The sequence below is a fragment of the Phycisphaeraceae bacterium genome (assembly GCA_019636735.1).
Taxonomy (GTDB): domain Bacteria; phylum Planctomycetota; class Phycisphaerae; order Phycisphaerales; family SM1A02; genus VGXK01.
Genome location: JAHBWY010000001.1, coordinates 324,234 through 346,453, shown reverse-complemented (window position 1 = coordinate 346,453; position 22,220 = coordinate 324,234). Strand labels below are relative to the sequence as shown.

Sequence of the window (22,220 nt, the reverse complement as noted above, 5' to 3'; positions counted from 1 at the left end):
GGGCGTCACGGCTGAGTCACGCGCTCGCCCGTCCAGAGGACCCCGGGCCGCGAGCGGCCATTTCTCCGAGTCGACGCCGCGCGATCACCACGCCCGGGCGTGCCGACTAGGCTGATTCACACACTCCGCTTCGAGGAACTCACACCATGACCGCGAACTTCTCCCTGTTGCACCCCCGCCGCTCGACCCACGCACGAATGACCGCACGATCGCGGGCTCTCGCGCGGCTGGTCCTCGCCAGCGCCGGACTCCAGACTGCTTTCTTTGCCAGCACGGCCAGCGCGAACCAGGCGCCGCCGGCAGGCGAGCGACCGAGCGCCGTCCTCACCGTCTACTCGAGCGCCGACCCCGGCAGCTTCGACCCTCGCCAGTTCGCCGACATGGCGCGTGCGGGCGGCAATGTGAACTTCGCGTGGCAGGTGCCCGGCTTCGGCGTCGTGCGCGAGACGCGTCGCATCACCATTCCACCGCCCGGTCCGAATGGCGGTTCGACCGTCCTCTTCACCGATGTCGCCCAGTTCATTGATCCGACGACGGTCTCCTTCCGAGACCTCTCCCATCCCGACACGGTGGTGCGCAGCCAGAGCTACCAGTTCGATCTCGTGAACTCACAGAAGCTGCTTGAACGCTACCTCTCTCAGCCCATCCGCGTCACCATTGATGACGGCCAACAGCCGCGAACCTTCGCAGGCACGCTGCTCTCTGCGACGGGCGGATCGATCGTGCTTCAGTCGGCCGAGGGGGTGCAGATTCTCCCCGCGGGCAGCGCCAGGATCGAACTGAGTGAACTGCCGGGAGGGTTGCTGACACGACCGACGCTGGTGTGGGACCTGCTCACGAGGACGCCCGGCGAACACGAGGTGCAACTCTCGTATCAGACCGCAGGGCTCACTTGGCGCGCCGATTACAACCTGACCATCAGCCCCGACGAAACGAAGGCGGACCTCTCGGCGTGGGTCACGCTGCTCAACATGGCGGGCGGATCCTGGAAGGACGCGGGTCTGAAGCTCGTGGCGGGTGAAGTCCAGCGGATTCAACCGCGCCAGGCGATGCCTCGATCGATGATGATGCGCGGTGCCGCCGCTGCCGAGGCGATGGATCTCGGCTTCGAGGAGAAGAGCTTCTTCGAGTATCACCTCTACACGCTGCCGAGGCGCGTCGACATTGACGCCAACAGCTCGCAGCAACTGGTGCTCTTTCCCGCGGTGGCTGATGTGCCGGTTGAGAAGGTGCTCATCATGCATGGAACACCCGAGTTCGGCGGGTGGGGCGCTCCGATGACCGATCGTGGATTCGGTTCAGGTCAGCCGGTGCAGATCCAGGTCTTCTTCCGACTGGTGAACTCGCGTGAGAATCGCATGGGCATGCCGCTCCCCGCGGGCAAGGTTCGTGCGTACAAGGCCGACAGCGACGGTTCACTCGAGTTCATCGGCGAAGACCTCATCAAGCACACCCCGCGCGATGAGAAACTGATGATCAAGCTCGGCAACGCCTTCGATGTCGTCGGCGAGCGCACGGTCACCGACTTCACCGTCGACAACAATCGTCGTCAGATGAGTGAGACGATCAAGCTCGAGGTCCGCAACCGCAAGGATGCCCCGAGCACCGTCACCATCCGTGAGAACCTCTACCGCTGGACCAACTGGTCCATCACGCGTCAGAGCCAGGACTTCACCAAGGTGAATGCGAACACGATCGAGTTCACGGTGAATCTCGCTGCCAATGAAACGAAGGAAGTGACCTACACCGTCCAGTACACCTGGTGAGTGCGGGGTCAGCAGGTTTCCGCGCGTGCAGACGCTTTCTGAGATCCGATCTCTGCTCCGCTCGCGCGGGCTGCGTCCGAAGCACCGCTACGGGCAGAACTTCCTGCACGATCACCATGTGCTGGCAGCGTTGGTGGAGTCGGCGGGCATCGAGCCCCCGGCTCCTGGCGCCGCCGCGCCGCTCGTCCTCGAGGTCGGACCCGGAACAGGCACGCTGACCGAAGTCCTGCTCGAGCGCGGGGCTCGCGTGGTGGCCTGCGAGATCGATCGCGACATGCTCGCGATCATCGGGGAGCGCGTTCTTCCCCGCGCCGATGGTCGCTTGACGCTCGTTGAAGGCGACTGCCTGAAGGGGAAGCGCCGACTCGCCCCAGCCGTTGTTGACGCTCTGGCCACCGCGGCGCGCGCCGACGCTCCGGCCGCGAACTCCCCGCGCTTTGCACTCGTTGCCAACCTTCCTTATGGCGCGGCGACCCCGCTGATCGCGACGCTGCTGGCCAATCATCCTGAGTGCACCGGCCTCTTCGCCACCATCCAGAGAGAGGTTGCCGATCGACTCATGGCCACGCCTCGCAGCGACGCGTACGGTGCCCTCTCGGTGACCACACAACTGCTCGCCAGGGTCGAGCGCGTCATGGATGTCGCGCCAGGATGCTTTTGGCCTGAACCCGAGGTGACCAGCGCCATCGTGGCGATCGATCCGCGTCGAGGTGAGCAGCGCCCCGCCTCGATCGGCACTCCGGCTGAAGCCGAGGCCTTTGCCTCGTTCGTGACCGGTGTCTTCTCGAAGCGGCGGAAGCAGATCGGCACCATCCTGGGGCGCGGCGCTCAGCTTCCCCCCGGCGTCGAGGCGACGCAGCGCCCCGAGGAGCTCGCGCCTGAGACATGGCTTGCGCTCTGGCCGCTCCAGGCGCCGCCTGCCGCCGCCGCGACGGACCCCGTGAAGCGCACGGAACGCCGCGCGACCGGGCGTTCGAAGGGACCTGCCCCGAACGCGTGACCTTCATCGGCGAGAAGAGCCGCTGAAGCCGAACGCGACACAACGCTCGGCATCACACCCAATGCGCGAAGCGTCGGCCGCACAGGTCACCACGCGAGCCCGAGAGCCCCGCGACGGTCAGCTTCACATGGAAGCCGCGGAGCATCGGCCGTGTTGATCGCCACGCGAACCCACGGTCACGCGCCTCCCGAATTCGCTGCTGACTGCTGCGTCGCCCGCCGTGTCACTTCGCCGAGGGATTGCGATAGACCATGCGGATGATGTTGCCCGGCGGCAGGTACGCCACCTCGCTCATGTACGCGCGAATGAGCATGATCCCCCGCCCCGACGGAATCTCGATGTTCTCTTCCAGCGTCGGGTCAGGCACGCACCCCGGGTCGAAGCCCTCACCCTGATCCTCGACTTCGAAGACCGCTTCGCGATCATCAATGGTGGCTCGAACACTCACCGTCTTTCCCGGCTCATTTCGGTTGCCATGCCGGAATGCGTTGACGGCCGCCTCTTCGAGCGCCAGTCGCACGGCGAAGCGCCCCTGCTCCGGATAGTCACGGCGCGCCAACTCCGCGGCGATCTCCTCCTGAAGGGGATCGATCGCTTCACGCTGGCCGAGCACCACGCTCCGGGAAAAGGGATTGGCGCTCGAACCGGTTGTCGGCCGGGTCGAAGGACGGTTCACGAAAAGCTCGACAGTGCCTTTTCCGCCGTGTCATGGACCTGGAAGAGCTTGTTCAGCTTCGTGATCTTGAACACTTCAAAGATCTGCGGATTGATGTCCGAAAGCCGGAGCTGACCATTGCGCTGCTCGAGTCGCTTGTGAACATGGATCAGGGTCCCGAGCGCCGCCGAGGAGAGATGCTCCACGCCCTTGAAGGAGAGCAGGAGCTTCGGCCGCGTACCGGCCTCCACCAGCTTCATCAGCTCCTCGCCGATCTGCTGGATGTTCGCCTCGTCGAGGATGTTCCGATCGACGAACTCGACGCGCGTCACAGCTCCGTCAACCGAAACCCTGAGTCGAGAGGTGACCTTTCCCATGTGCATTCGCCTCCAGGCCGCCGGGGGCGGCGGGTTGTCAGAAACCGTAGCCGGTCGCGGCCGACGATCCCAGTCGATCCTGGAGTCCGGGGAAGAGAATCTCCTCGTTCTCCTGCTGGATCAGGATTTCCGGACGGATCAGCAGGAGCAGGGTGGTTTCGCTCTTGGTCGAAAGTCGGTTCGTGAAGAAGCGGTTGACGAAGGGAATCTTCGAAAGAACCGGCACGCCGACCTCGATCTCGATTTCATTGAAGAGGCGCTGACCGCCCAGCAGGATGGTGCCCTTGTCCGGCACCGACACCGTGGTGTTGATCGTGGTGCCCTGAAGCTCGGGGAGCTGAATGGTCGCCGTGAAGCGCGTCGCATTGCCGCCGCCGCCGCCCGTTCCACCGCCACCACCCGCGGCACCTTCGCTCTGCGCAGGGGTGAACTTCACATTCTGGTTCAGGCCGAACTGCACGGTCATCGTCACATAGCGACGGTCGGCCGAGCAGACCGCTTCGATGTCGAGCACGAAGCCTTCGTAGACGACATTGATGACCGGCGCGAACGCACCTGAGTTGTCGCCTGCGATCGGCTGGACATTGGAGACATAGGTGATCGCCTTCGCCACGCTGATCCAGGAGCGCTGTCCATTGAAGAGCGTGAGTCGCGGTGCCGTGAGCACCACATTGCGCTGATCGGCCTGCGTCGCACGAATGAGCAGGTCGACCTGGATGTCATCGAGGAAGGTCATGCCCACGGTGAGCACGGGGTTGACCAGCGCCAGCGCACCGACGCTGCCTGCCTGAAGACCGGCCGCTGCGAGCTGGTTGATGAGCGGCAGACCTTCCTGCTGCACCTGCACCGGGCTGAAACCGTTGCTGGTTCCGTAGAGGTTGCCGAGACCGTCGGTGAACTCCGAGCCACGCGGCTGAAGGCCGACCGGCGTGCCCACTGGCAGTGTGCGGTAGGCGATGTCCGTCGGTGGCGGGCCGCCCGTCGGCACGCCGATCTGTGCACCGGTTGCGGTGGTGTTGCCGGGGAGACCCTGGCCCGTGTTGGTTCCCGAGAAGCTGTCGAAGACGACCGGGTTCTTGAGTCGGCCGACATTCGGATTCGGAGCCGCCGACGCAAGATCTCGCTGGAAGAAGAAGTCGCGAAGCTGGAAGTTGGGGTCCACGCCTCGCGCCGTGTTGTACATCGACGAGTTGGTGTTGAAGTAGATGTCGAAGTCGATGCCGATCTGCTCGAACCAGTCGACCGTCACGGTGATGACACGGGCCTCGATGTTGATCTGGAGGGCCCGGACGCTGCGGAGCTGCTCAAGCAGGCCGTTGATGGCCCGGTGATTTCGCGGCGTGGTCGTGATGATGAGATTGTCGTTGAGCTGCCGGATGTCGCCGACGGTGCCGCCGCGACGAATCCAGCCATCTGGATCAACGAGGTCCTGGATGATCTCGATGATCTCTTCGATGCGCTCACGCGGGTCGCGGAGCTCCTTGCGGGTCGGGTCGCCGACGGGTGAACGACCGCCGCCACCACCGCCGCCGCCACCACCACCGAATCCGCCGCCACCACCACCGCCGCCGCCACCACCGAATCCACCGCCACCGCCGCCACCACCGCCTTGGGTGATGCTCTGGTTCAGGTTGAAGTCGGGAGCGTTGTCGAAGTACGGGATCTCGAAGATGAGGTCGCGGATGTCATAGACCACCGTCACGGTCCGACGGTTGAGCTGCGCCTTGGTCGAGATGACCACCTGGCCATCTTCGACGGCATACTCGACCTGCGAGCTACCGCCACCAAGCTGCTCCAGCACGCGCCGCAGCACCTCGTTGCCGGTGATGCGGGGGAACTCGATGTCGTCGATTTCATCATCCTTGCGGACACCTTCGTTCTCGAGCGAACGCCAGTCCACATAGAAGTCGAGTCCGGTCACCTGGCGGAGATACGCCACGACCTGATCGAAGGGGATGCGATTGAAGTCGACATTGAACTCGCGCGTGGCCAGCTCATGCAGCGTGCGCTGGTTCTTCTCGGGCTCCTGGTACTTGCCGGCGCCATAGCGGCTCCGCATGTTCGAAAGCGAGGGCCAATCCTCGGGGTAGGTCACGATCGCCTGCACGGAGCGGTCACCGGAGCCGCTCAGGTTGACGCGCGGCGGCACGCTGGCCCGGAGCGCCTCGTAGCTGAGGCGGTTGTAGCCGAAGCTTCGATTCCGCTGAACACCCGAGTACTGCCGGTACATCATCGTTGTTTCGATGATGTCGTGGAGCGCCATGGCGGCGGGGTTACCAGGGTCGATGAAGAGGATCTGCTCGAGGACCTGGAGCGCTTCCTGATACTTCAGTTCCACCTGGAGCTGGCGGACTCGAATGAGGAGTTCGTTGATGGTCGCCTGCCGCTTCTCACGGTCGGCTCGCTGGCTGTCCTGCACCGCCCGGGTCGCCGTCGCCGTTCGACTCGCCTGATCGGCGAGCCGCGATTCGACTTCAGCGGTCTTGATCTGCTCGAGCAGGCGATCGGCCTGATCGATCATGCTGTCGAAGGTGCCCTGCGGAAGGATGCCCCGCTCGCGATCGACCTTGACCTTGGCGGTCAGCACGCTGCGCTGCGCGCCGCCGTAATCACCGTTGCGAAGCTGCTGCTGCGCTCGATCGATGTCAGCGGAGAACTCCACTTGGAGCTTCTGACGACGAAGCTCGACATCCTGCTGGAACTGATCGATGGTGCTGCCTTCGTCGCGGCGCATCTGGGCTTCGCGAATGCCGGCGAGCGCTTCGGGGTCACCCGGCGCCGCGGTGAGCACGCTGGTCCATGCGTCGATCGCATCGACCCATCGGCCTTCGCTCATCGCCTGTCGCGCTCGCTGCCGCGCCGCATCGACATTGCTCTGCATGAGCGGTGCCGCCGACGCGCCTTGGATGGCGGCGGGGTGCACCCCGGGAAGGGCGCCCGCGACGACGAGCGTGGAGAAGAGAACAAGGGTCGTGCGTCGCTTGGCGCTGGTGCAGTGCTGCATCATGAACTCCAGGGACAACTCAGATCGGGAGGGGTCGATCAACTTGCGCGGACGATACAAAGACAGGCCGATCCGCAGAACGCGGCCGACCCGGCATCGGGGCGGGAGCGTACTCACCAGCGCCGAGGGTCGCAAGGCTCGATCGGGGCGACCACGCTGAGATCCGCCCCTCGGCGCTCTCTGGCGCTTCGGGCACACAGCCTCGGATCGCCATCTGAGAGCGCGTAAACTGCCCGACCCATGACCACTCCCTCGACCTCGTCGCAACGAACGCCCACCAAGGCTCGCCTGGCACTCGAAGACGGAAGTGTCTTCGTCGGCCGCGGCTTTGGGGCCTGCGATCCGGGTCAATCGAGCACGGGTGAGGTCGTTTTCAACACCGCCATGTGCGGCTATCAGGAGGCCCTGACGGATCCGAGTTATTCGGGGCAGATTCTGGTCATGACCGCCTCTCAGATCGGCAATTACGGCATCGCAGAGCACGATCTCGAGAGCCCGAAGCCGATGGTGCGCGGATTCGTGATCCGCGAGCTCTCGCGCGTCGTCAGCAACTATCGAGCGGTCAAGGATCTCTCATCGTGGCTTCGTGACGCCGGGATTCCCGCGATTGAAGGAGTCGACACCCGCGCGCTGGTGCGGCGGCTCCGAATCGGCGGCGCGATGCGCGGGGTGATTGCGTTCGGCACCGAGCAGAGCGATGCCGAGCTGGTCGAGAAGGCTCGTTCGAGTCCCTCGATGGCGGGTCAGAATCTGGCGTGTGGAGTCAGCCCCACGAGCGCGACGACTTGGCAGGCGACCTTGGGTGATTGGCGTCCACGAGGCGTGCCGGATCCGCGGGATGGAGGCCGCCGATACCGAGTGGTGGCGATCGACTGCGGTGCCAAGCACAACATCTTGCGGAACCTGGCGGAACGAGGCTGCGAGGTGATCGTGCTTCCGCACGATGCGAATGCCGAGTCGATCCTCGCCCAGAAGCCCGACGGCCTCTTCATCTCCAATGGTCCAGGCGATCCCGCCGCGGTTGAGGCGACCATCGCCACCCTCCGCAAGGTGGCCGGGAGCGTGCCGACCTTCGGCATTTGTCTGGGTCACCAGCTTCTCGCGTTGGCTCTGGGCGCCAAGACCTGGAAACTCAAGTTCGGTCATCGCGGCGCGAACCAGCCCGTTCGGAATCTGCTGACGGGCCGAGTGGAGATCACGAGCCAGAATCATGGGTTCTGCGTCGACGAGGAGTCGCTCCGAGCCGCTGGGGGCGAGCCGACCCACATTCATCTCAATGACGGCACGGTCGCGGGCTTCCGCCATCTTCAGAAGCCGCTGTTCTGCGTGCAGTACCACCCCGAGGCGTCACCAGGCCCGCACGACTCGTCGTATCTCTTCGATTGCTTCATTCGCATCATGGAGACCCGGGCGCCCGTGACGGCCGAGGATTTCGAGAGCGCCCAGCGCAGCGCCGCCGCCGTGCCGGCGTGACTTCCGGAGTGAGCCATGAACGGGCTCTTCGCTGACCGCACGGTGGGGCTGGTGCTGGTCGCGGTGGAGCGCGGCATCGACCGCGCTCCCGAGGGATTGGCGTATCTCGTTCCCGAGTCCCTCGCGTCGCTTGAGGTGGGTGAGCGCGTCGTGGTCCCGCTCGGTCGAGGTGATCGGCCGACTCCCGGATGGGTCGTCGGGCGATTGCGCGAAGAGGAGTGCTCTGTTCCGCGGAGCAAGCTCAAGTGCGTCCTCGAGCGCGACCTTCGAAGTGCGCCGCTTCCAGTCACGCTCGTTGAACTCGCGCGCTGGATCTCCGCCTACTACTGCTGCCCGCTTGGGGTCACGATGGCGGGCGTGCTTCCCGCGGCGGTGAAGGTCGGTCGAGGCCGGGTCACGCGAACACTCGTCGATCTGCCGGGAGTGTCGTCACCGGAAGCGGAAGAAGGCGCGCCCACCGCCGACCCAGTCGATGGCGCGGCGAATGATGAGGGGACTGCGGGGCGACCTGCAGGGCTTGGTTCGGAAAGGAGTGCCGAGGGTGCTCTGGAAGGCGGGCGGGTGCGCGTCGCCGTGCGCGGAGCAGCGCGCCAGCGCGTTCTAGATGTGCTTCACGCCCTCGATGAAGCGGATCGGCCCATCGAGATCCACGACCTCGCCCACCGTGCTGAGCTCTCCTCCCCCGCACCGATTCGCGCGATGATCCGCGCGGGGCTCCTGCGCGCCCACCAGCGGACGCAGGTCGAGGCGGAGTGGCTTGCCGATCGGCTCGAAGCGTCGCCCGTGCCTGAACCGAGCATTTCGCAGCAGCGTGCCATCGACGCGGTGTCGAAGTCAATCGGCGCCGGATTCAGCCGCCATCTTCTCTTCGGCGTGACCGGGTCCGGCAAGACCGAGGTCTACATGCGCCTCATGCGCCACACCCTGAACCAGGGGAAGCGCTCGCTGCTCCTGGTTCCCGAGATCGCACTGACACCGCAGACCGGAGGGCGCATCATGGCCCGCTTCCCCGATGTCCGCGTCGCGGTGCTCCACTCGGGTCTGACCGAGGCGCAGCGTCATCAGCAGTGGGCGCTCGTGGCCGATGGGTCAGCGCACCTGATTCTCGGCGCACGCTCGGCGGTCTTTGCGCCGATTCCACCCGACTCGCTCGGGCTCGTCATCGTCGATGAGGAGCACGATCCTTCCTACAAGCAGGATCAGCAACCGCGCTATCACGGCCGCGATGTGGCCATTCGTCTCGCCCAGCTTGCCGCGTGCCCGGTTCTTCTCGGCAGCGCCACGCCGAGCCTTGAAAGCTGGCTTCATGCGACGCGCGGAACCTACACGCTTCATCGCCTTCCCGAGCGTGCGCCCGGGCTCTCGATTCCTCGCGTGCAGGTGGTGGACTTTGCCGAGGAGCGACGGCACTTTCCCGATCGTCGCGTGCGGCTCTTGGGGCCCACCCTCGAGCGTGCCGTGCACAGCACGATCGAGAAGGACGGCCAGGTGCTGCTGCTCCTGAATCGCCGCGGCTACGGCAACTATGTGGCCTGCGCCAACATGCGCTGCGGGTGGATGATGCGCTGCGCCCACTGCGACGCGGGCATGATCTGCCACCAGGAGCGCGTCGATGGCCAACGCGTGCGCTGGGTCCGCTGTCACCACTGCCAGGAGGAGCAGCGGCTTCCTCAGCGCTGTCCAACTTGCGGCAAGGGTGTCACGGTCTTCGGTCTTGGAACCCAGCGCGTGGAGGAGGAGCTGTCGCTCGTTCATCCGCGCCTCTCGGAGCCAGGCGTCGTGCAGCGCATCGATGGCGACACGATGCGAAGCTCCCGCGAACTCCATGCGGCCCTGACTCGCTTCGGTCGAGGCGACTCTCGCCTGCTCGTGGGCACCCAGATGATCGCGAAGGGCCTCGACTTTCCGGGCGTGCGCCTCGTGGGGGTCATCAACGCCGACACCGCGATTCACCTGCCCGACTTCCGCGCCTCCGAGCGCACCTTCCAGTTGATCGCCCAGGTCGCCGGCCGCTGCGGACGCGGTGCCGACGCCGGCGTCGCCATCATTCAGAGCTTCGTGCCGGAGACTCCGGCGCTGGTGCACGCGGCGGCGAATGACTTCGAGGGTTTTGCCCGAATCGAGCTCGCCGATCGTCGTCGCTTCGGCCTGCCGCCGTGGCGTCGCATGGTTCGAGTGGTCGTGCGGCACCAAGATGAAGAGCGAGCGAGGAGCCACGCTCGTGCGCTCGCCAAGGCGCTCCAGCCGCAGGCCAACGCCCACGCCGTCGTGCTGCGCGAGCCGGCCCCCTGCCCTCTCGCGCGGATCGCCGATCGCTGGCGCTTTCAGATCGAGCTTCTTGCGGATGGTGCGGCGCCGCTTCAGGCGCTGCTCGCTTCGGCGCGGAGCTCCGGCACGCTCGTTCCAGGTGAGCTGGTGGCCGTGGATGTCGATCCCGTTGTGCTCATGTAAGGGCACGCCGAATCGTCCGAGGCTGTTCGATCGACGCCTCCGGCGGTGTTGGCGGTGGGTGGTGGAGGAGTCCCGCTGCGCTGATTGCCGAAATGGTGAGACCTCGATGCGTGCCAATGAAAAAGGAGCCGACGGGCGAACCCGCCGACTCCTTGCAAAGGGGAGCAGTGTGATCTTGAGGCCGACGCCTCTTACCAATGCTCGACGCCGCACCACGCGGTCGGGCGTGGCTCGCGTCCAACGACCGTTGAATGCCTCACGGCGAGGTGATGAAGAAGCTGAACGGACCCGCGATCGAGCCCGAGTAGCTGCCGGGATTGCCCACCATCAGGTAGTAGGTCTCGCCCGGCGTGCCATACGCGAACTGGATCACGCTTCGGAAGGAAGTGCCGCCGCAACCATCCTCGTCGCAGAACTCCTGCACCAGACTGCCACAGGTGCCGCTGTAGATCGCGATGATCGTGTCATTGTTCGCCAGCGGAATCTGCTCGTCGCAGAAGCTGATTGAGACGATTGGCAGACCCGACGGCATGGTGAAGCGATACCAGACGGTGCTGTGAACGGCCTGCGGCTGGTTTGACCACTGGCAGGAGGGTGTGCCCTCGGGCAATTCGGGATCGCCACCACCGAATGGAGGTGTGGCGAGCGTGTTGTCGCCGATCACGGGCAGACCATTGATGTTCGCGGTGATGTCCTTCGCCGAAGTGCAGAAGTCGTTGTTCATGCACCCGGCGACCGTGCAAGGCACATTCGCGCCGAGGAAGGTGCCACCGGCTGCAGCGCACTCCGATGCGGTCAGGAGCGCACAACCGCCTTCAAGGCAGCACGCTCCAGCGACAGACTCGCACTGGCCCCAGTTGCCGAGGATCAGCGCGATGTCGGCACCATCGGTATTGCCGTCGCCGTTGATGTCTGCACCCGATGTTCCCCAGGCTCCGAGCACCACGGCAAGGTCGGCACCATCGACCACGCCATTGCCACCCGGAGGAGCGATGTCCCCGGTGCACCCCGGTGGAGTTGTCCCGAGCGTGGCCTTCCAGGCACCGGTGAACATGCCGTGGCCAATGATGACGGAGCCATCGGTGGTGATCCGACGCGGAACCTCGAGGAATGCGTCATCGGGGAGTGCCGCGCCGTTCGCGATCAGGTACTCGCGAAGGTCGATGAGCGGTCCCTGTCCTGCGAGTTGGATCCATGCGCGGCGGAACCCGAACGAAATGTCGAAACCGATCGTCGTCTCATTCGCCGCGATCGCCATGGCGATGCCGGTCCATCCAGGAATGATCGACCCGGCGCCGACGGTGGTGCGGGTGGCGCCGCCATTGGTCCACTTGCTTGCCTTGTTGTTCCAGTTACCCAGAAGAACGGATCCGGATTGATTCATCCCTTGGACCTCGCCGCCAACGCCGCCATCGGGGGTTTCAAGCGTCGACCCTGTGAGAGTGACGCCGGACCACGACGCCGGCACGCGATCGGCAAAGGCGGGGGTGTTCATTCGGGCGAAGCCGGCAATGATCGATCCGGTCGCGTTGATGACCGATGCTCGATTGCTGTTGCCGTCACCGATCAAGCCAAGTTCGATCATCCCGGTTGCCGCGGTCCATTTGAATCCCCGCGCCTTGCAGCCATCAACCCAGGAGAGTCCAACGGCCACGGACCCATCAGCAGAGAGGTCGTAACCGGAACTCCGACTTCCGCAACCGGCCACGCCGCTCGGGAGCCAGCCCAAGCTCAACCAGGAGTTGGACGCGACGGTCCAGATGGCCGCGACATCATTCCCTTGACCGTCGTTCATCTGGCCGAGGACGACGGTGCCGTCATCAGAAACAGCCCGAGCGTCATAGGCAGGCGGGGGGAGCGTGGTCATCACTCCAGTGACCGTGTCGAGCAGGTACGCGCCGCCACCGGCAGCGCCTGTCTTGGCCCCGACGATGAAGCGCCCGTCAGGCGACATATCGTTCGCCGATGCGGCACCGGGGATGATCTGGAAGGTTGCCCCACCACCGTGGGCAACGGCCGCGGTCGAGAGGATCGTGAGACAGAACGAGGTGAACACGCGCATTGATGTTCCTTGGGGTGCGGTCAGGCCTGAAGGCGAAGCGCCAATGCTTCGTCGGGGAGGCGTGACCTCTGGAAAGGTGGTAGGGCCTGGGACTCGGTCATGAGTTGTGGTCGGCGCGACACGCTTCGCCCGTGGCGTGGAACGCATGACCAATCGACGAGATTCTAGGCCGACAATCCGTTCAAACAAGTTTCCATTTGGAAGTTCGTGAGAATGTTCTGTCACAACGCAACGATGCGTGATAGAATCCATGGACCATCGTTGCTCACTCTGTGCGAGGGATTCATGTGAATTGCCTAGATTGCTGCAAGCAGCATGCAATCGAGGCATCCGATAAAGCCTGATAACCAACGCAGTGCCAACCGATACCTCACCATTCGAGGCCGAGTGCCGAGCCGCCATTGACGAAGTCCGAGCCGCCCTGCGTGAGCTCTATTCGAGCGTCGGCGCGAATATCGAGGCGCCCCAGGAGGTCTCGCGGCGATTCGGGGTGAACAAGACTCTGGCTTGGAATGTGTCGAGGATCCTGACGGCCAGTGATCCGCTCACCTCAGTACCGAGCCTGCCCGGTTCAAGTGCGTTCTCGATTCTTCTCGATTCGATCGCAAAGAAGGGCGCGGAGGCCAGCACGCTGAAGCGGGCGCGTGATGCCGTCAAGCTCCTCGACCAGACGGTCTCTCGACATGTCGGTGACCGCGCAACGCTCGAACTCATCATCGATGGTCTCACTCCGGAGCGCGGCGATCACTTGGCGGTCAGTCGCAAGCTCGCCTATCGCGGCAATAGTGGACTGCTCGGGATTCAAGCGAAGGCCCGACTAATGACCGTGTTCATGGCGCCCAACGCGGAGAGGCCCGACCAGATCGACTTCGCCGTCATTCGCGGTTTGATCGGGCTTCGACGGCTGCGCTCGTCGGTGCAATGGCCCATCTTCCAGCTCCGAGCGTGGGGTCACGGACAGGCCGTCTCCTCACAAGGAAACTGGCATTCTCTTGAAGTGGCCGGACCTGGAGGCGCGTCCTCCCCGCTGATGCACAACTTCAGCAACATCGCGGAGAGCGATGTCCAAATCCGGCACCTCGCCTCGGGCACCAATGTGCTGCTCGCCCCGGGCCCGGTGGGGAACACCGCCGCCGTCGATTGCTTCGTCGGAGATTGCGTCAGGTCCGGGGCGTCCAAGTACCGCAGTGAACTCGACTCCACCGGCGAGTTCGGTGCCACCATCTCGACACCGACGGAACGGCTTCTCTTCGACTTCGTGGCCCACGAGTCGCTCGGCTTCGTGCTCGAGCCCGAGGTCCGGGCCTTCCTCGGCATCTTCCACGATCCCAGCGAGGACCCTGTTCCAGAGGACCTGCTGCCCATTACGGTCCCGCAGTCGGTCGAGCCACTGCCCGGGAAACCGCCGGCGCTCGCCACTCCAAGCGTCCCTCAGTACAACGAGATCGCGCACTTTGTCGCCAAGCGCATGGGGTGGTCATTCAATGATTTCAAGGCTTGCCGTCTCGATCTCTCCCACCCCCCCTTTGGTTCGACGATCTTGATGCGCTTCAAGCTGCCCGAAGCGCCGTCGCGCTGATCCACCTCTCGCCAAGATCGGACGCAGCGCGCCACGGTCAGAACCGATCTCAAGGTCGTGGTTTCAGGACACCGTCGAGGACTTCCACCTTCGTGGTCGCGCGCCTGGCCGTCATGCAACTGACGACGCGAAGAAGGTCCCCCGCCGCCAGCCAGCCGTGGTGATCGACGCGGTGACACACCTTCGGACTGGGCCACCGCTGCGATCTGATCCCGCCCAGTCACTCGTCGCGCAAGGACAGGGGGGCGACCACCGAACAGGTGTCCGCCCCCCTTCAGGAGCTCATTCGGCCTGCGAACGCAGGCCCTTCGGTTCAGGCGAGTCGACGGCGCGAGCCCATGAAGCCAAGGCCGAGGAGCGCCAGGGCGCCCGGCGTCGGCACAAGGTTCCATGAGAAGTTGTCGGCATAGAGCGCGGGGAATCCAAAGCCGCCGTATGAGATGGCGATGCCACGGAAGGTGCTGCTCCCCGAAGTCGTGATGTTGATCCATCCGTTGTTGGGATTGTTGACCCACACCGGTGTGCTTACGGTGAGTCCATCGATTGAGTTGCCATTCCCGTCGAGCAGGACGACCGACAAACCGCCGAAGGGCCCGGGCGGGCCGGCAGACGACCAGAGCTGGAAGGACGCTTCAGTCGCATCGTCGGCGAAGGTGAGATAGAGGCCGAATGCGAATCCATCCGCCACATTGCTCGTCACCCAAGGGGAAGTGCCGCTCACATCGACGACACTCAATCCGCCGCTGGCACCATCGGTGAAGCTCGCAAGCCCGAGGTTCGACCATGCGTTGGCGGCGTAGAAGCCCGTGCTGACATTCTCGAAGTCGAGCACCGTGCCATAGGTCGGCGCGCTCGAGCCCTGCGTAATGCTGAACGCCGCCGAAGCGCTGCCGACCACCATCATGGTGGCTGCAACGACTGCGGACACTGACTTGACTGACACGATCATGCTTCTTCTCCTCCAAAGGACTAGGCGAACAGGCGGAGCCCTGAATCAGGAACACCCTGATGCGAGCAATCCACGCGAACCACACTTGGCCGAGCGGCTGTGGTCTAGACCTCAATGTAGCCGAACATCTGATCCATATCAATATCCAATTGGAAATTCTGCGCAGGACTGGCGGTGGCACAGGTATTATAGGACTTAATACGCTGATGAGCCTTGCATGTTGAGCTCGGCGGCAACCTCGTTGTTCGGGCCATGCCGACGCACCGTGGCTCTTGAGAAGCCCCGGCGCTTTCAGGCCGAGCCTGCCTGCCTAGAGCCGCAATTGCCAGAAGCCCACGGCGTGCCAGCGCCCGAACTTGAATCCGACCTCTGGAAAGACCCCGATCCGCTCGAAGCCGAGTCTTTCGTGCAGGCGAATCGACGAGTCGTTCGGAATGGTCACGCCGCCGATCAGCGCATGAAACCCGGCCTCGCGACATGCGGCAATCAGCGCCCCGTAGAGCGCTGTTCCCCGCCCCGCGCCCTGGGCCTCGGGCCAGAGATAGATGCCGACCTCGGCCGTGAATCGATAGGCCGCGCGCGTGCGCCACGGTCCCGCCTTTGCATAGCCGAGCAGCTGCCCGCCGCAGCCTGCGCGGACCGTGTTGAAGTCGGCCGACGGTGAGACCTGCCGCTCCACAGTTGAGTGCACGCGATCGCTCTCATCGGCAATGGCCACCAGATAGGGAAAGTGCGCTCCATCGCGCTGGCGCAGATCGAGAAGCTCATCTGCACTCACCGGCACCTCGCCGAAGTGGATGGCAGTCTCTCGAATGTAGAGATTCGTCAGCGCGGCGATGGCCTCGAAGTCGCCGTCAATCGCGGGGCGCATGACCATGGAGGAACTCCGCAGCGAAGTCAGCGTCGAACTGCTGTGGCCTGCGGTGCCGGCTTCGGCCACGCGAGCATGCCGCCCGCGAGATTGGTGACCCGGAAGCCATGACGCTCGAGGAGCGCGGTGACTCGCGCCGATCGAGCACCGCTGCGGCATGCGACGAGAATCTCTCGCTCCTTCGGCAGGCTTTGCAGGTGCGCCAGCACCCGCGTGTGCACCACGCGCGTCGCCCCCTCGATGTGACCGGAGGCAAACTCCTCGGGCCTGCGAACATCGAGAAGGAACGCCTCGCCGCCACCGGCTCGCTCCGCCGCAGCCGCAATCGGCACCTCGCGCGACAGAGCCAACGCGTGGCCGCTTTGCACCACCTCTGGCCAACGCGCCGCGTCGAACCAGCCTTCGATTCGATCGATCCCGATGCGAACGAGCATGCGGATGGCCTCGTCGAGTCCGGCTCGCTCGACGATCAGAATGACGGGCTCTTCATCGCTCATCATGGAGCCCACATCGACCGCGAAGGACTTGCCGAGCGGATGAAAGAGGGCCCTGCGCAGGTGTCCCGCGCGGAAGGCATCCCACGCTCGGGTGTCAATCACAGCGGTTGTGGCCCCGTCGATCGCCACCAGTTGATCTACGGTGAGTTCCTGCGGCTTCGGCAGGGCGCCGAGCACGCGCGGTCCCCGAATGTTGTCTCGCTTCATGCGAGCGAAGAAGAGCGGCGGCTCGGGCTGGCCATCAAGAATCGAGGCGACGAACGCCTCCTCACTACCGCCCGACTGCATGGCGCCATTGAAGCGCCGCTCGTACCCGAGAGTGCTCTGCGGCACAGCGCCCAGGCTCTTTCCGCACGCGGAGCCCGCGCCATGCGCTGGCCAAACCTGCAACCACTCCGGAAGGTCGTTCAACTTGCGGAGCGATGCAAAGAGACGCTGTGCCGATGGCACCGCCGCACCCTCCCGTCCGACCGCGGATTCGAGCAGGTCCGGTCGCCCCAGATTCCCTACGAAGAGGAAGTCCCCGCTGAGCATGCCCATCGGCTGATCGGCCCCGCCGCCCCGATCTGTCACGAGGTAGCAGAGATGCTCCGGCGTGTGCCCGGGCGTGTGCAGCGCCTTGAACTCGATGCCGCCAATTGAGAAGGTGTCGCCATCGCGAAGGAGTCGATGCTTCACGGGGCCACCCGCCTTGCGCGGCTCGGTGATCCAAGTGGGAGTCCACTCGGTACCCCCTTCCGCGGACAGGTAGATCGTGGCGTCACAGCGCTCGGCGAATTCCCGGGCCCCACTCAGGAAGTCGGCATGCACATGGGTCTCGGCAACGGCCACGATCCTGAGCCCTTCGCGAGCGGCGATCGCCTGATATCGATCGATGTCGCGCTCCGGATCGATCACGATCGCTTCGCCACTGCGTTGACAACCGATCAGCCAGGCGGCCTGGGCGAGCGCATCGTCGTAAACCTGTCGGAGGAGCATGGGGACCTTGCTTCAGTAAAGAGGGTTCGGGTGAGACCGGGCCGCGCCCCGGGGGTGACCTCTCCGAGGTCGGCCGTCGGGCCGATAGGCGAACCTCGGGGCGGCTTCCTACGAGTCTCGATCGACCGCGTTCGACCGGGAATCCGGTGAACGCGTCGGTCGGCGAGCTTCCGCGCCGAAGCCATGCGGGGAAGTTCGAGGGGCGTGTAGAATGGCCCGGAATCAGCTTATTCCAAGCCGGATCCGTCCGCACCCGAGAGCGCCCGTGACCCCTGCCCATCCCGACCGCGGCGAACCTGCCGCGCATGCCTCGTCGACCTCGTCCGCCATCAACGCCTTCTCGCCGGAGTACATCGAAAGTCTCTACGAGCAGTGGAAGGGCGCCCCCTCCTCCGTTGAGGAGCACTGGCGCATCTTCTTCCAGGGCTTCGACCTCGGTGTGCTCCGACCGCCGGCCGCCACCGACGGCGCTCCCACCAAGCCCTCCGGGGAGGCCTCTGCACACTCGCTCATGCACGCGCGCGGCGGGCAGAGCAAGGTCGATTCGCTCATCTACAACTACCGCGACCTCGGGCACCTCGCTGCGGACCTCGATCCACTCGGCACGCAGCGCCCCTTCCCCGAGCAGCTCACGCTCGATCGCTTCGACCTGAACGACGCCGACCTTCAGCGTGGCTTCGACCCGGGCAGCCTGCCGCTTGAGAACCCGGCGCCCCTGTCGGAGATTCTCAACCTTCTCGAAGAGACCTTCTGCCGTCGCATCGGCGTGGAGTTCATGCACCTTGCCGATCGAGACAAGCGACGCTGGCTCGGCAAGCGCATGGAAGCGGTGCGCAACCGACCGGTCTGGAGCACCGAGCAGAAGCAGCACATGCTGCGGCGCCTGATTGCCGCCGATGCCTTCGAAAGCTTCCTCGACAAGCGCTACATCGGCATGAAGCGCTTCGGAGTCGAGGGCGGCGAGAGCCTGCTGGTCGTGCTCGACCAGATCATCGAGCACGGTCCGACACTCGGAATCCGGGAGTTCGCGCTTGGCATGGCTCATCGCGGGCGCCTCAATGTGCTCGCGAATGTGCTCCACAAGCGCTTCGACCAGATCTTCACCGAATTCGAGGAGACCTGGACGGAGGACTTCCTCGACGGCGGCGGCGATGTGAAGTACCACGCGGGCTACTCAAGCGAGCATGTCACGCTGACCGGCGAGCCGGTGCACCTGACGCTCGCGCCCAATCCGAGCCATCTCGCGTTCGTGACGAGCGTGGTGCTCGGGCGCTGTCGCGCCAAACAGCGTCTGAAGGGTGACACCGAGAGCCGTGCGCAGGTGGTCCCCATCATCATGCATGGCGATGCGGCGTTCGCCGGCCAGGGCATTATCGCCGAGTGCTTCAACATGTCGCGCCTGGCGGGCTACACCATCGGCGGCACGATTCATGTCGTCATCAACAATCAGCTCGGCTTCACCACCGATCAGCGCGACAGCTTTGGCGGCATCTACTGCACCGAGATCGCGAAGATGGCCGATGCGCCGATCTTCCATGTCAACGGCGACGATCCCGAGGCGTGCGCGTGGGTGGCGCGGCTGGCGGTCGAGTATCGCCAGACCTTCAAGAGCGATGTCATCATCGACATGTGGTGCTATCGGCGCAATGGCCACAACGAGGCCGATGAGCCGTCGTTCACGCAGCCGCTGATGTATCAGCGCATTCGCAAGCAGGTCCCCGTGGTGAAGAAGTACCGGGCCCAACTCGAGCAGGAGGGCGTGATCAACGCCGCCGACTTCGAGGAAATGTACAAGGACTTCCTCAAGGAGATGGACGAGGCGCAGACGCGCTCGAAGTCGAGCCCCGTCGATCCTTCCGTGGTTCCCTTCCGGGCGCAGTGGTCCGGCATGGTCGGCCACTACCACGATGAGCCCGTCGAGACCGGCGTGCCGATGGAGACTCTCGAGCGCATCGCCTCCACGATCGGCTCGACACCTGATCACATCGATGTGCATAAGACCGTCGCCAAGATCCTGCGGCAGCGATCACAGCTCGGCGGGGAGAGCGGTGTCGATTGGGCGCTCGGCGAGGCGCTTGCCTTCGGATCGATGCTGCTCGAGGGACATGCGATCCGCCTCACCGGGCAGGATGTCGAGCGAGGCACCTTCAGCCATCGCCACGCGGTGAATCACTGTCAGAAGAGCGGCGAGCAGTACCTTCCGCTCAACAACCTCGCACCGAATCAGGCGAAGCTCTGTGTCCACAACAGCCCGCTCACCGAGCTTGCGTGCATGGGCTTCGAATATGGCTACTCGCTCGTTGATCCGAACATGCTCATCGTCTGGGAGGCGCAGTTCGGCGACTTCGCCAACGGGGCACAGGTCATCATCGACCAGTTCGTCGGCAGTGCCGAGTTCAAGTGGCATCGCGCGAGCGGACTCACGCTACTGCTGCCGCACGGCTACGAGGGCCTTGGGCCAGAGCACAGTTCCGCTCGTCTCGAGCGCTTCCTCCAGCTCTATGCCGCAGGCAACATGCAGGTGGTCTTCCCCACCACCGCCGCGCAGATCTTCCACCTGCTCCGCCGGCAGATGAAGCGCAACTTCCGCAAGCCGCTCATCGTCTTCACGCCGAAGAGCCAGCTCCGCAGTGCGATGTCGGCGAGCCCCCTCGACGCATTCGTGAAGGGCTCCTTCCAGCGCGTCATCGGCGACGGCACGGTGGATCCCGCGAAGGCGCGGCGCCTCATTTTCGCCTGCGGCAAGATGGCCAACGAACTGATCGAGCGCCGCAACCGCCTGAAGGTGGACATTGCCATTGCACGCGTTGAGCAGATCGCGCCATTCCCCGAGGATCTCGTCGCGGCGGAGATCGCTCGATACCCGGGCGCGGAGGTCGTCTGGGTGCAGGAGGAGCCGCGCAACCAGGGTGCCTATCCCTTCGTGCGAAGCATGTTCCTCGATCGCTTGGGGCGCGATCTTCCCTTCATCGGTCGCGGCAACGCCCCTTCACCCGCTGTCGGCAGCGCGAAGATGCACATGCAGCAGCAGGAGCGCATCTGGGCCGAAGCAGTGCCCGCGCCGGGTGCTCCGCCAGCCACGACTGGCACCACCTCCGCCGCCAATACAGCGGACTCGAAGGAGCACGCCGCACCGCGCGGCGCCGGCAAGGACGGCGGAAAGAAGCCCGGTCGAGAAGCGACGGCGGGAAAGACCTGATGCCGCGCACGCGCTCACTCAGCGCGGTAGGTTCAGCGCTACGCCCTGACAGAGACGAGGAGACACCATGATCGATGTCGTCATTCCAAGCCCTGGTGAGTCGATCACCGAAGTCACACTGGGCCAGTGGCAGCGGCAGGCTGGAGATTGGGTCGAGAAGGACGACCTCCTCTGCGAGATCGAATCGGACAAGGCGACGCTCGAGTTGCTTGCGCCGGCCTCAGGCGTCTTCAAGCCCGCCGTTGAAGGCGGATCGGAGCAGAGGGTCGGCGCCGTTGTCGCCAAGGTCGATGAGAAGGCCGCACGCCCCGCCGGTCGTGAAGCTGCGGCCGCGGCACCCGCGTCGAGCGCGGCGGTCGCGGCCTCAAACGGCGGCACCTCCGCAGCCACGGCTGCGGCGGCCGCGTCGGGCGATCGAAAGGTGACTCCGGTTGCGCGAAAGCTCGCTGCCGATCGCGGCGTGGACCTCGCGCGCGTCGAAGGCACCGGACCTGGCGGCCGCGTCATGCGCGAGGATGTCGAGCGGAACCTCGGTTCGACACCCGCGGTGCCAACCTCCGCCCCCGCGAAGTCAACGGCTGTGGCGGTTCCGAGTCGTGCGCCGACGCCGGCGTCGCCCGCGCCAGTGCCGGGCTCGAGAACCGCACGACGCGAGCGCATTCCGAAGATCCGGCAGCGCATTGCAGAACGGCTCGTGGAGGCCAAGCTCCGCGCGGCCATGCTCACCACCTTCAACGAGTGCGACATGACCGAGGTCATGCGGCTCCGGAACGATCACAAGGATGCCTTCGAAAAGCGCCATGGGGTGAGCCTTGGGTTCATGAGCTTCTTCATCCGCGCGGCCGTCAGCGCGCTGCGGAAGTACCCGAAGGTCAACTGCTACATGTTCGAGGAGGAGTTCGAGTTCCACGACTATTGCGACATCGCGGTTGCCGTGGGGACCGATCGCGGCCTCGTGGTCCCGGTGATCCGCAACGCCGAGAGCCTCTCCTTCGCCGATATCGAGCGCACCATTCGCGAACTTGCGACCAAGGCGCGCGACGGCAAGCTCACGGTCGACGAGATGACCGGCGGGACTTTCACCGTCTCCAACGGCGGCATCTACGGCAACCTGATGAGCACGCCCATTCTGAACACGCCGCAGACGGGCATCCTGGGCATGCACGCCATCAAAAAGCGGGCCGTCGAAGACCCCGCGCATCCGGGGCAGGTGGCGATTCGTCCCATGATGTATCTGGCCATGTCCTATGACCATCGCGTGATCGACGGTGCCGAGGCGGTGGGCTTCCTGATTCACATCAAGGAGTGCATCGAGAAGCCCGAGCGACTGCTCTTTGACCTCTGAGCGGCGCAGTCGCC

14 protein-coding genes are annotated in these 22,220 nt (G+C 64.8%); 7 read left to right on the top strand and 7 right to left on the bottom strand.

The genetic code is table 11. The features are described 5' to 3' along the window. Positions 1–146 precede the first annotated feature (146 nt). Together KF724_01325 and rsmA are read left to right on the top strand one after the other, a co-directional pair. Entirely contained in the window at positions 147–1,766 is a 1,620-nt protein-coding gene (locus tag KF724_01325; GenBank protein ID MBX3354320.1) for a DUF4139 domain-containing protein, read from the top strand. A 25-nt stretch (positions 1,767–1,791) separates the two neighbouring features. Beyond that, entirely contained in the window at positions 1,792–2,766 is a 975-nt protein-coding gene (gene rsmA, locus KF724_01320) for a ribosomal RNA small subunit methyltransferase A (protein ID MBX3354319.1), read from the top strand. Between the two features lie 223 nt (positions 2,767–2,989). On the opposite strand, the gene KF724_01315 is transcribed toward rsmA, so the two are convergent. The 3 genes from KF724_01315 to KF724_01305 are packed head-to-tail and all read right to left on the bottom strand — an operon-like array spanning position 2,990 to position 6,805. Beyond that, positions 2,990–3,442 (bottom strand): ATP-binding protein, encoded by a 453-nt coding sequence (locus KF724_01315; protein ID MBX3354318.1) that lies wholly within the window; start codon positions 3,440–3,442, stop codon positions 2,990–2,992. Beyond that, positions 3,439–3,798: an STAS domain-containing protein gene (locus KF724_01310; GenBank protein MBX3354317.1), complete on the bottom strand. Its 360-nt coding sequence runs from the start codon at positions 3,796–3,798 to the stop codon at positions 3,439–3,441. Before KF724_01310 ends, KF724_01315 begins: the two co-directional genes overlap by 4 nt. A gap of 37 nt (positions 3,799–3,835) precedes the next feature. Beyond that, positions 3,836–6,805 (bottom strand): hypothetical protein, encoded by a 2,970-nt coding sequence (locus KF724_01305; GenBank protein ID MBX3354316.1) that lies wholly within the window; start codon positions 6,803–6,805, stop codon positions 3,836–3,838. Between the two features lie 237 nt (positions 6,806–7,042). Between KF724_01305 and carA the strand changes: the two genes are divergently transcribed. Next, a complete protein-coding gene (gene carA, locus KF724_01300) occupies positions 7,043–8,275 on the top strand; it encodes a glutamine-hydrolyzing carbamoyl-phosphate synthase small subunit (protein ID MBX3354315.1) in 1,233 nt (410 codons plus the stop codon). 15 nt (positions 8,276–8,290) lie between these two features. Next, positions 8,291–10,726: a primosomal protein N' gene (priA, locus tag KF724_01295; protein MBX3354314.1), complete on the top strand. Its 2,436-nt coding sequence runs from the start codon at positions 8,291–8,293 to the stop codon at positions 10,724–10,726. Positions 10,727–10,982: 256 nt separating this feature from the next. Here the strand turns inward: priA and KF724_01290 are convergent, their stop codons facing one another. Beyond that, positions 10,983–12,788: a hypothetical protein gene (locus KF724_01290; GenBank protein ID MBX3354313.1), complete on the bottom strand. Its 1,806-nt coding sequence runs from the start codon at positions 12,786–12,788 to the stop codon at positions 10,983–10,985. 355 nt (positions 12,789–13,143) lie between these two features. Here KF724_01290 and KF724_01285 point away from each other — a divergent pair, with 355 nt between their 5' ends. Then, a complete protein-coding gene (locus KF724_01285; protein ID MBX3354312.1) occupies positions 13,144–14,367 on the top strand; it encodes a hypothetical protein in 1,224 nt (407 codons plus the stop codon). 313 nt (positions 14,368–14,680) lie between these two features. On the opposite strand, the gene KF724_01280 is transcribed toward KF724_01285, so the two are convergent. From KF724_01280 to KF724_01270, 3 genes are all read right to left on the bottom strand, one after another. Continuing rightward, complete coding sequence (locus KF724_01280; protein MBX3354311.1) at positions 14,681–15,316, bottom strand: hypothetical protein; 636 nt, start codon at positions 15,314–15,316, stop codon at positions 14,681–14,683. Between the two features lie 310 nt (positions 15,317–15,626). Beyond that, complete coding sequence (locus KF724_01275) at positions 15,627–16,193, bottom strand: N-acetyltransferase (GenBank protein MBX3354310.1); 567 nt, start codon at positions 16,191–16,193, stop codon at positions 15,627–15,629. A 20-nt stretch (positions 16,194–16,213) separates the two neighbouring features. Further along, entirely contained in the window at positions 16,214–17,662 is a 1,449-nt protein-coding gene (locus KF724_01270) for an MBL fold metallo-hydrolase (GenBank protein ID MBX3354309.1), read from the bottom strand. A 265-nt stretch (positions 17,663–17,927) separates the two neighbouring features. On the opposite strand from KF724_01270, the gene KF724_01265 reads away from it, so the two are divergent. Both KF724_01265 and odhB read left to right on the top strand, forming a co-directional pair. Then, positions 17,928–20,861 (top strand): 2-oxoglutarate dehydrogenase E1 component, encoded by a 2,934-nt coding sequence (locus tag KF724_01265; protein ID MBX3354308.1) that lies wholly within the window; start codon positions 17,928–17,930, stop codon positions 20,859–20,861. Positions 20,862–20,928: 67 nt separating this feature from the next. After that, the gene (gene odhB, locus KF724_01260; GenBank protein ID MBX3354307.1) at positions 20,929–22,206 is read left to right on the top strand and encodes a 2-oxoglutarate dehydrogenase complex dihydrolipoyllysine-residue succinyltransferase; all 1,278 of its coding nucleotides are present in this window, start codon (positions 20,929–20,931) and stop codon (positions 22,204–22,206) included. The last annotated feature ends 14 nt before the right edge of the window (positions 22,207–22,220 follow it).

Coding starts and splice junctions, on each gene's coding strand:
- KF724_01275 (MBX3354310.1), bottom strand. CDS start 16,193: ATGGTCATGCGCCCCGCGATTGACGGCGACTTCGAGGCCATCGCCGCG.
- KF724_01290 (MBX3354313.1), bottom strand. CDS start 12,788: ATGCGCGTGTTCACCTCGTTCTGTCTCACGATCCTCTCGACCGCGGCC.
- KF724_01305 (MBX3354316.1), bottom strand. CDS start 6,805: ATGATGCAGCACTGCACCAGCGCCAAGCGACGCACGACCCTTGTTCTC.
- priA (MBX3354314.1), top strand. CDS start 8,291: ATGAACGGGCTCTTCGCTGACCGCACGGTGGGGCTGGTGCTGGTCGCG.
- KF724_01280 (MBX3354311.1), bottom strand. CDS start 15,316: ATGATCGTGTCAGTCAAGTCAGTGTCCGCAGTCGTTGCAGCCACCATG.
- odhB (MBX3354307.1), top strand. CDS start 20,929: ATGATCGATGTCGTCATTCCAAGCCCTGGTGAGTCGATCACCGAAGTC.
- KF724_01325 (MBX3354320.1), top strand. CDS start 147: ATGACCGCGAACTTCTCCCTGTTGCACCCCCGCCGCTCGACCCACGCA.
- carA (MBX3354315.1), top strand. CDS start 7,043: ATGACCACTCCCTCGACCTCGTCGCAACGAACGCCCACCAAGGCTCGC.
- KF724_01310 (MBX3354317.1), bottom strand. CDS start 3,798: ATGGGAAAGGTCACCTCTCGACTCAGGGTTTCGGTTGACGGAGCTGTG.
- KF724_01270 (MBX3354309.1), bottom strand. CDS start 17,662: ATGCTCCTCCGACAGGTTTACGACGATGCGCTCGCCCAGGCCGCCTGG.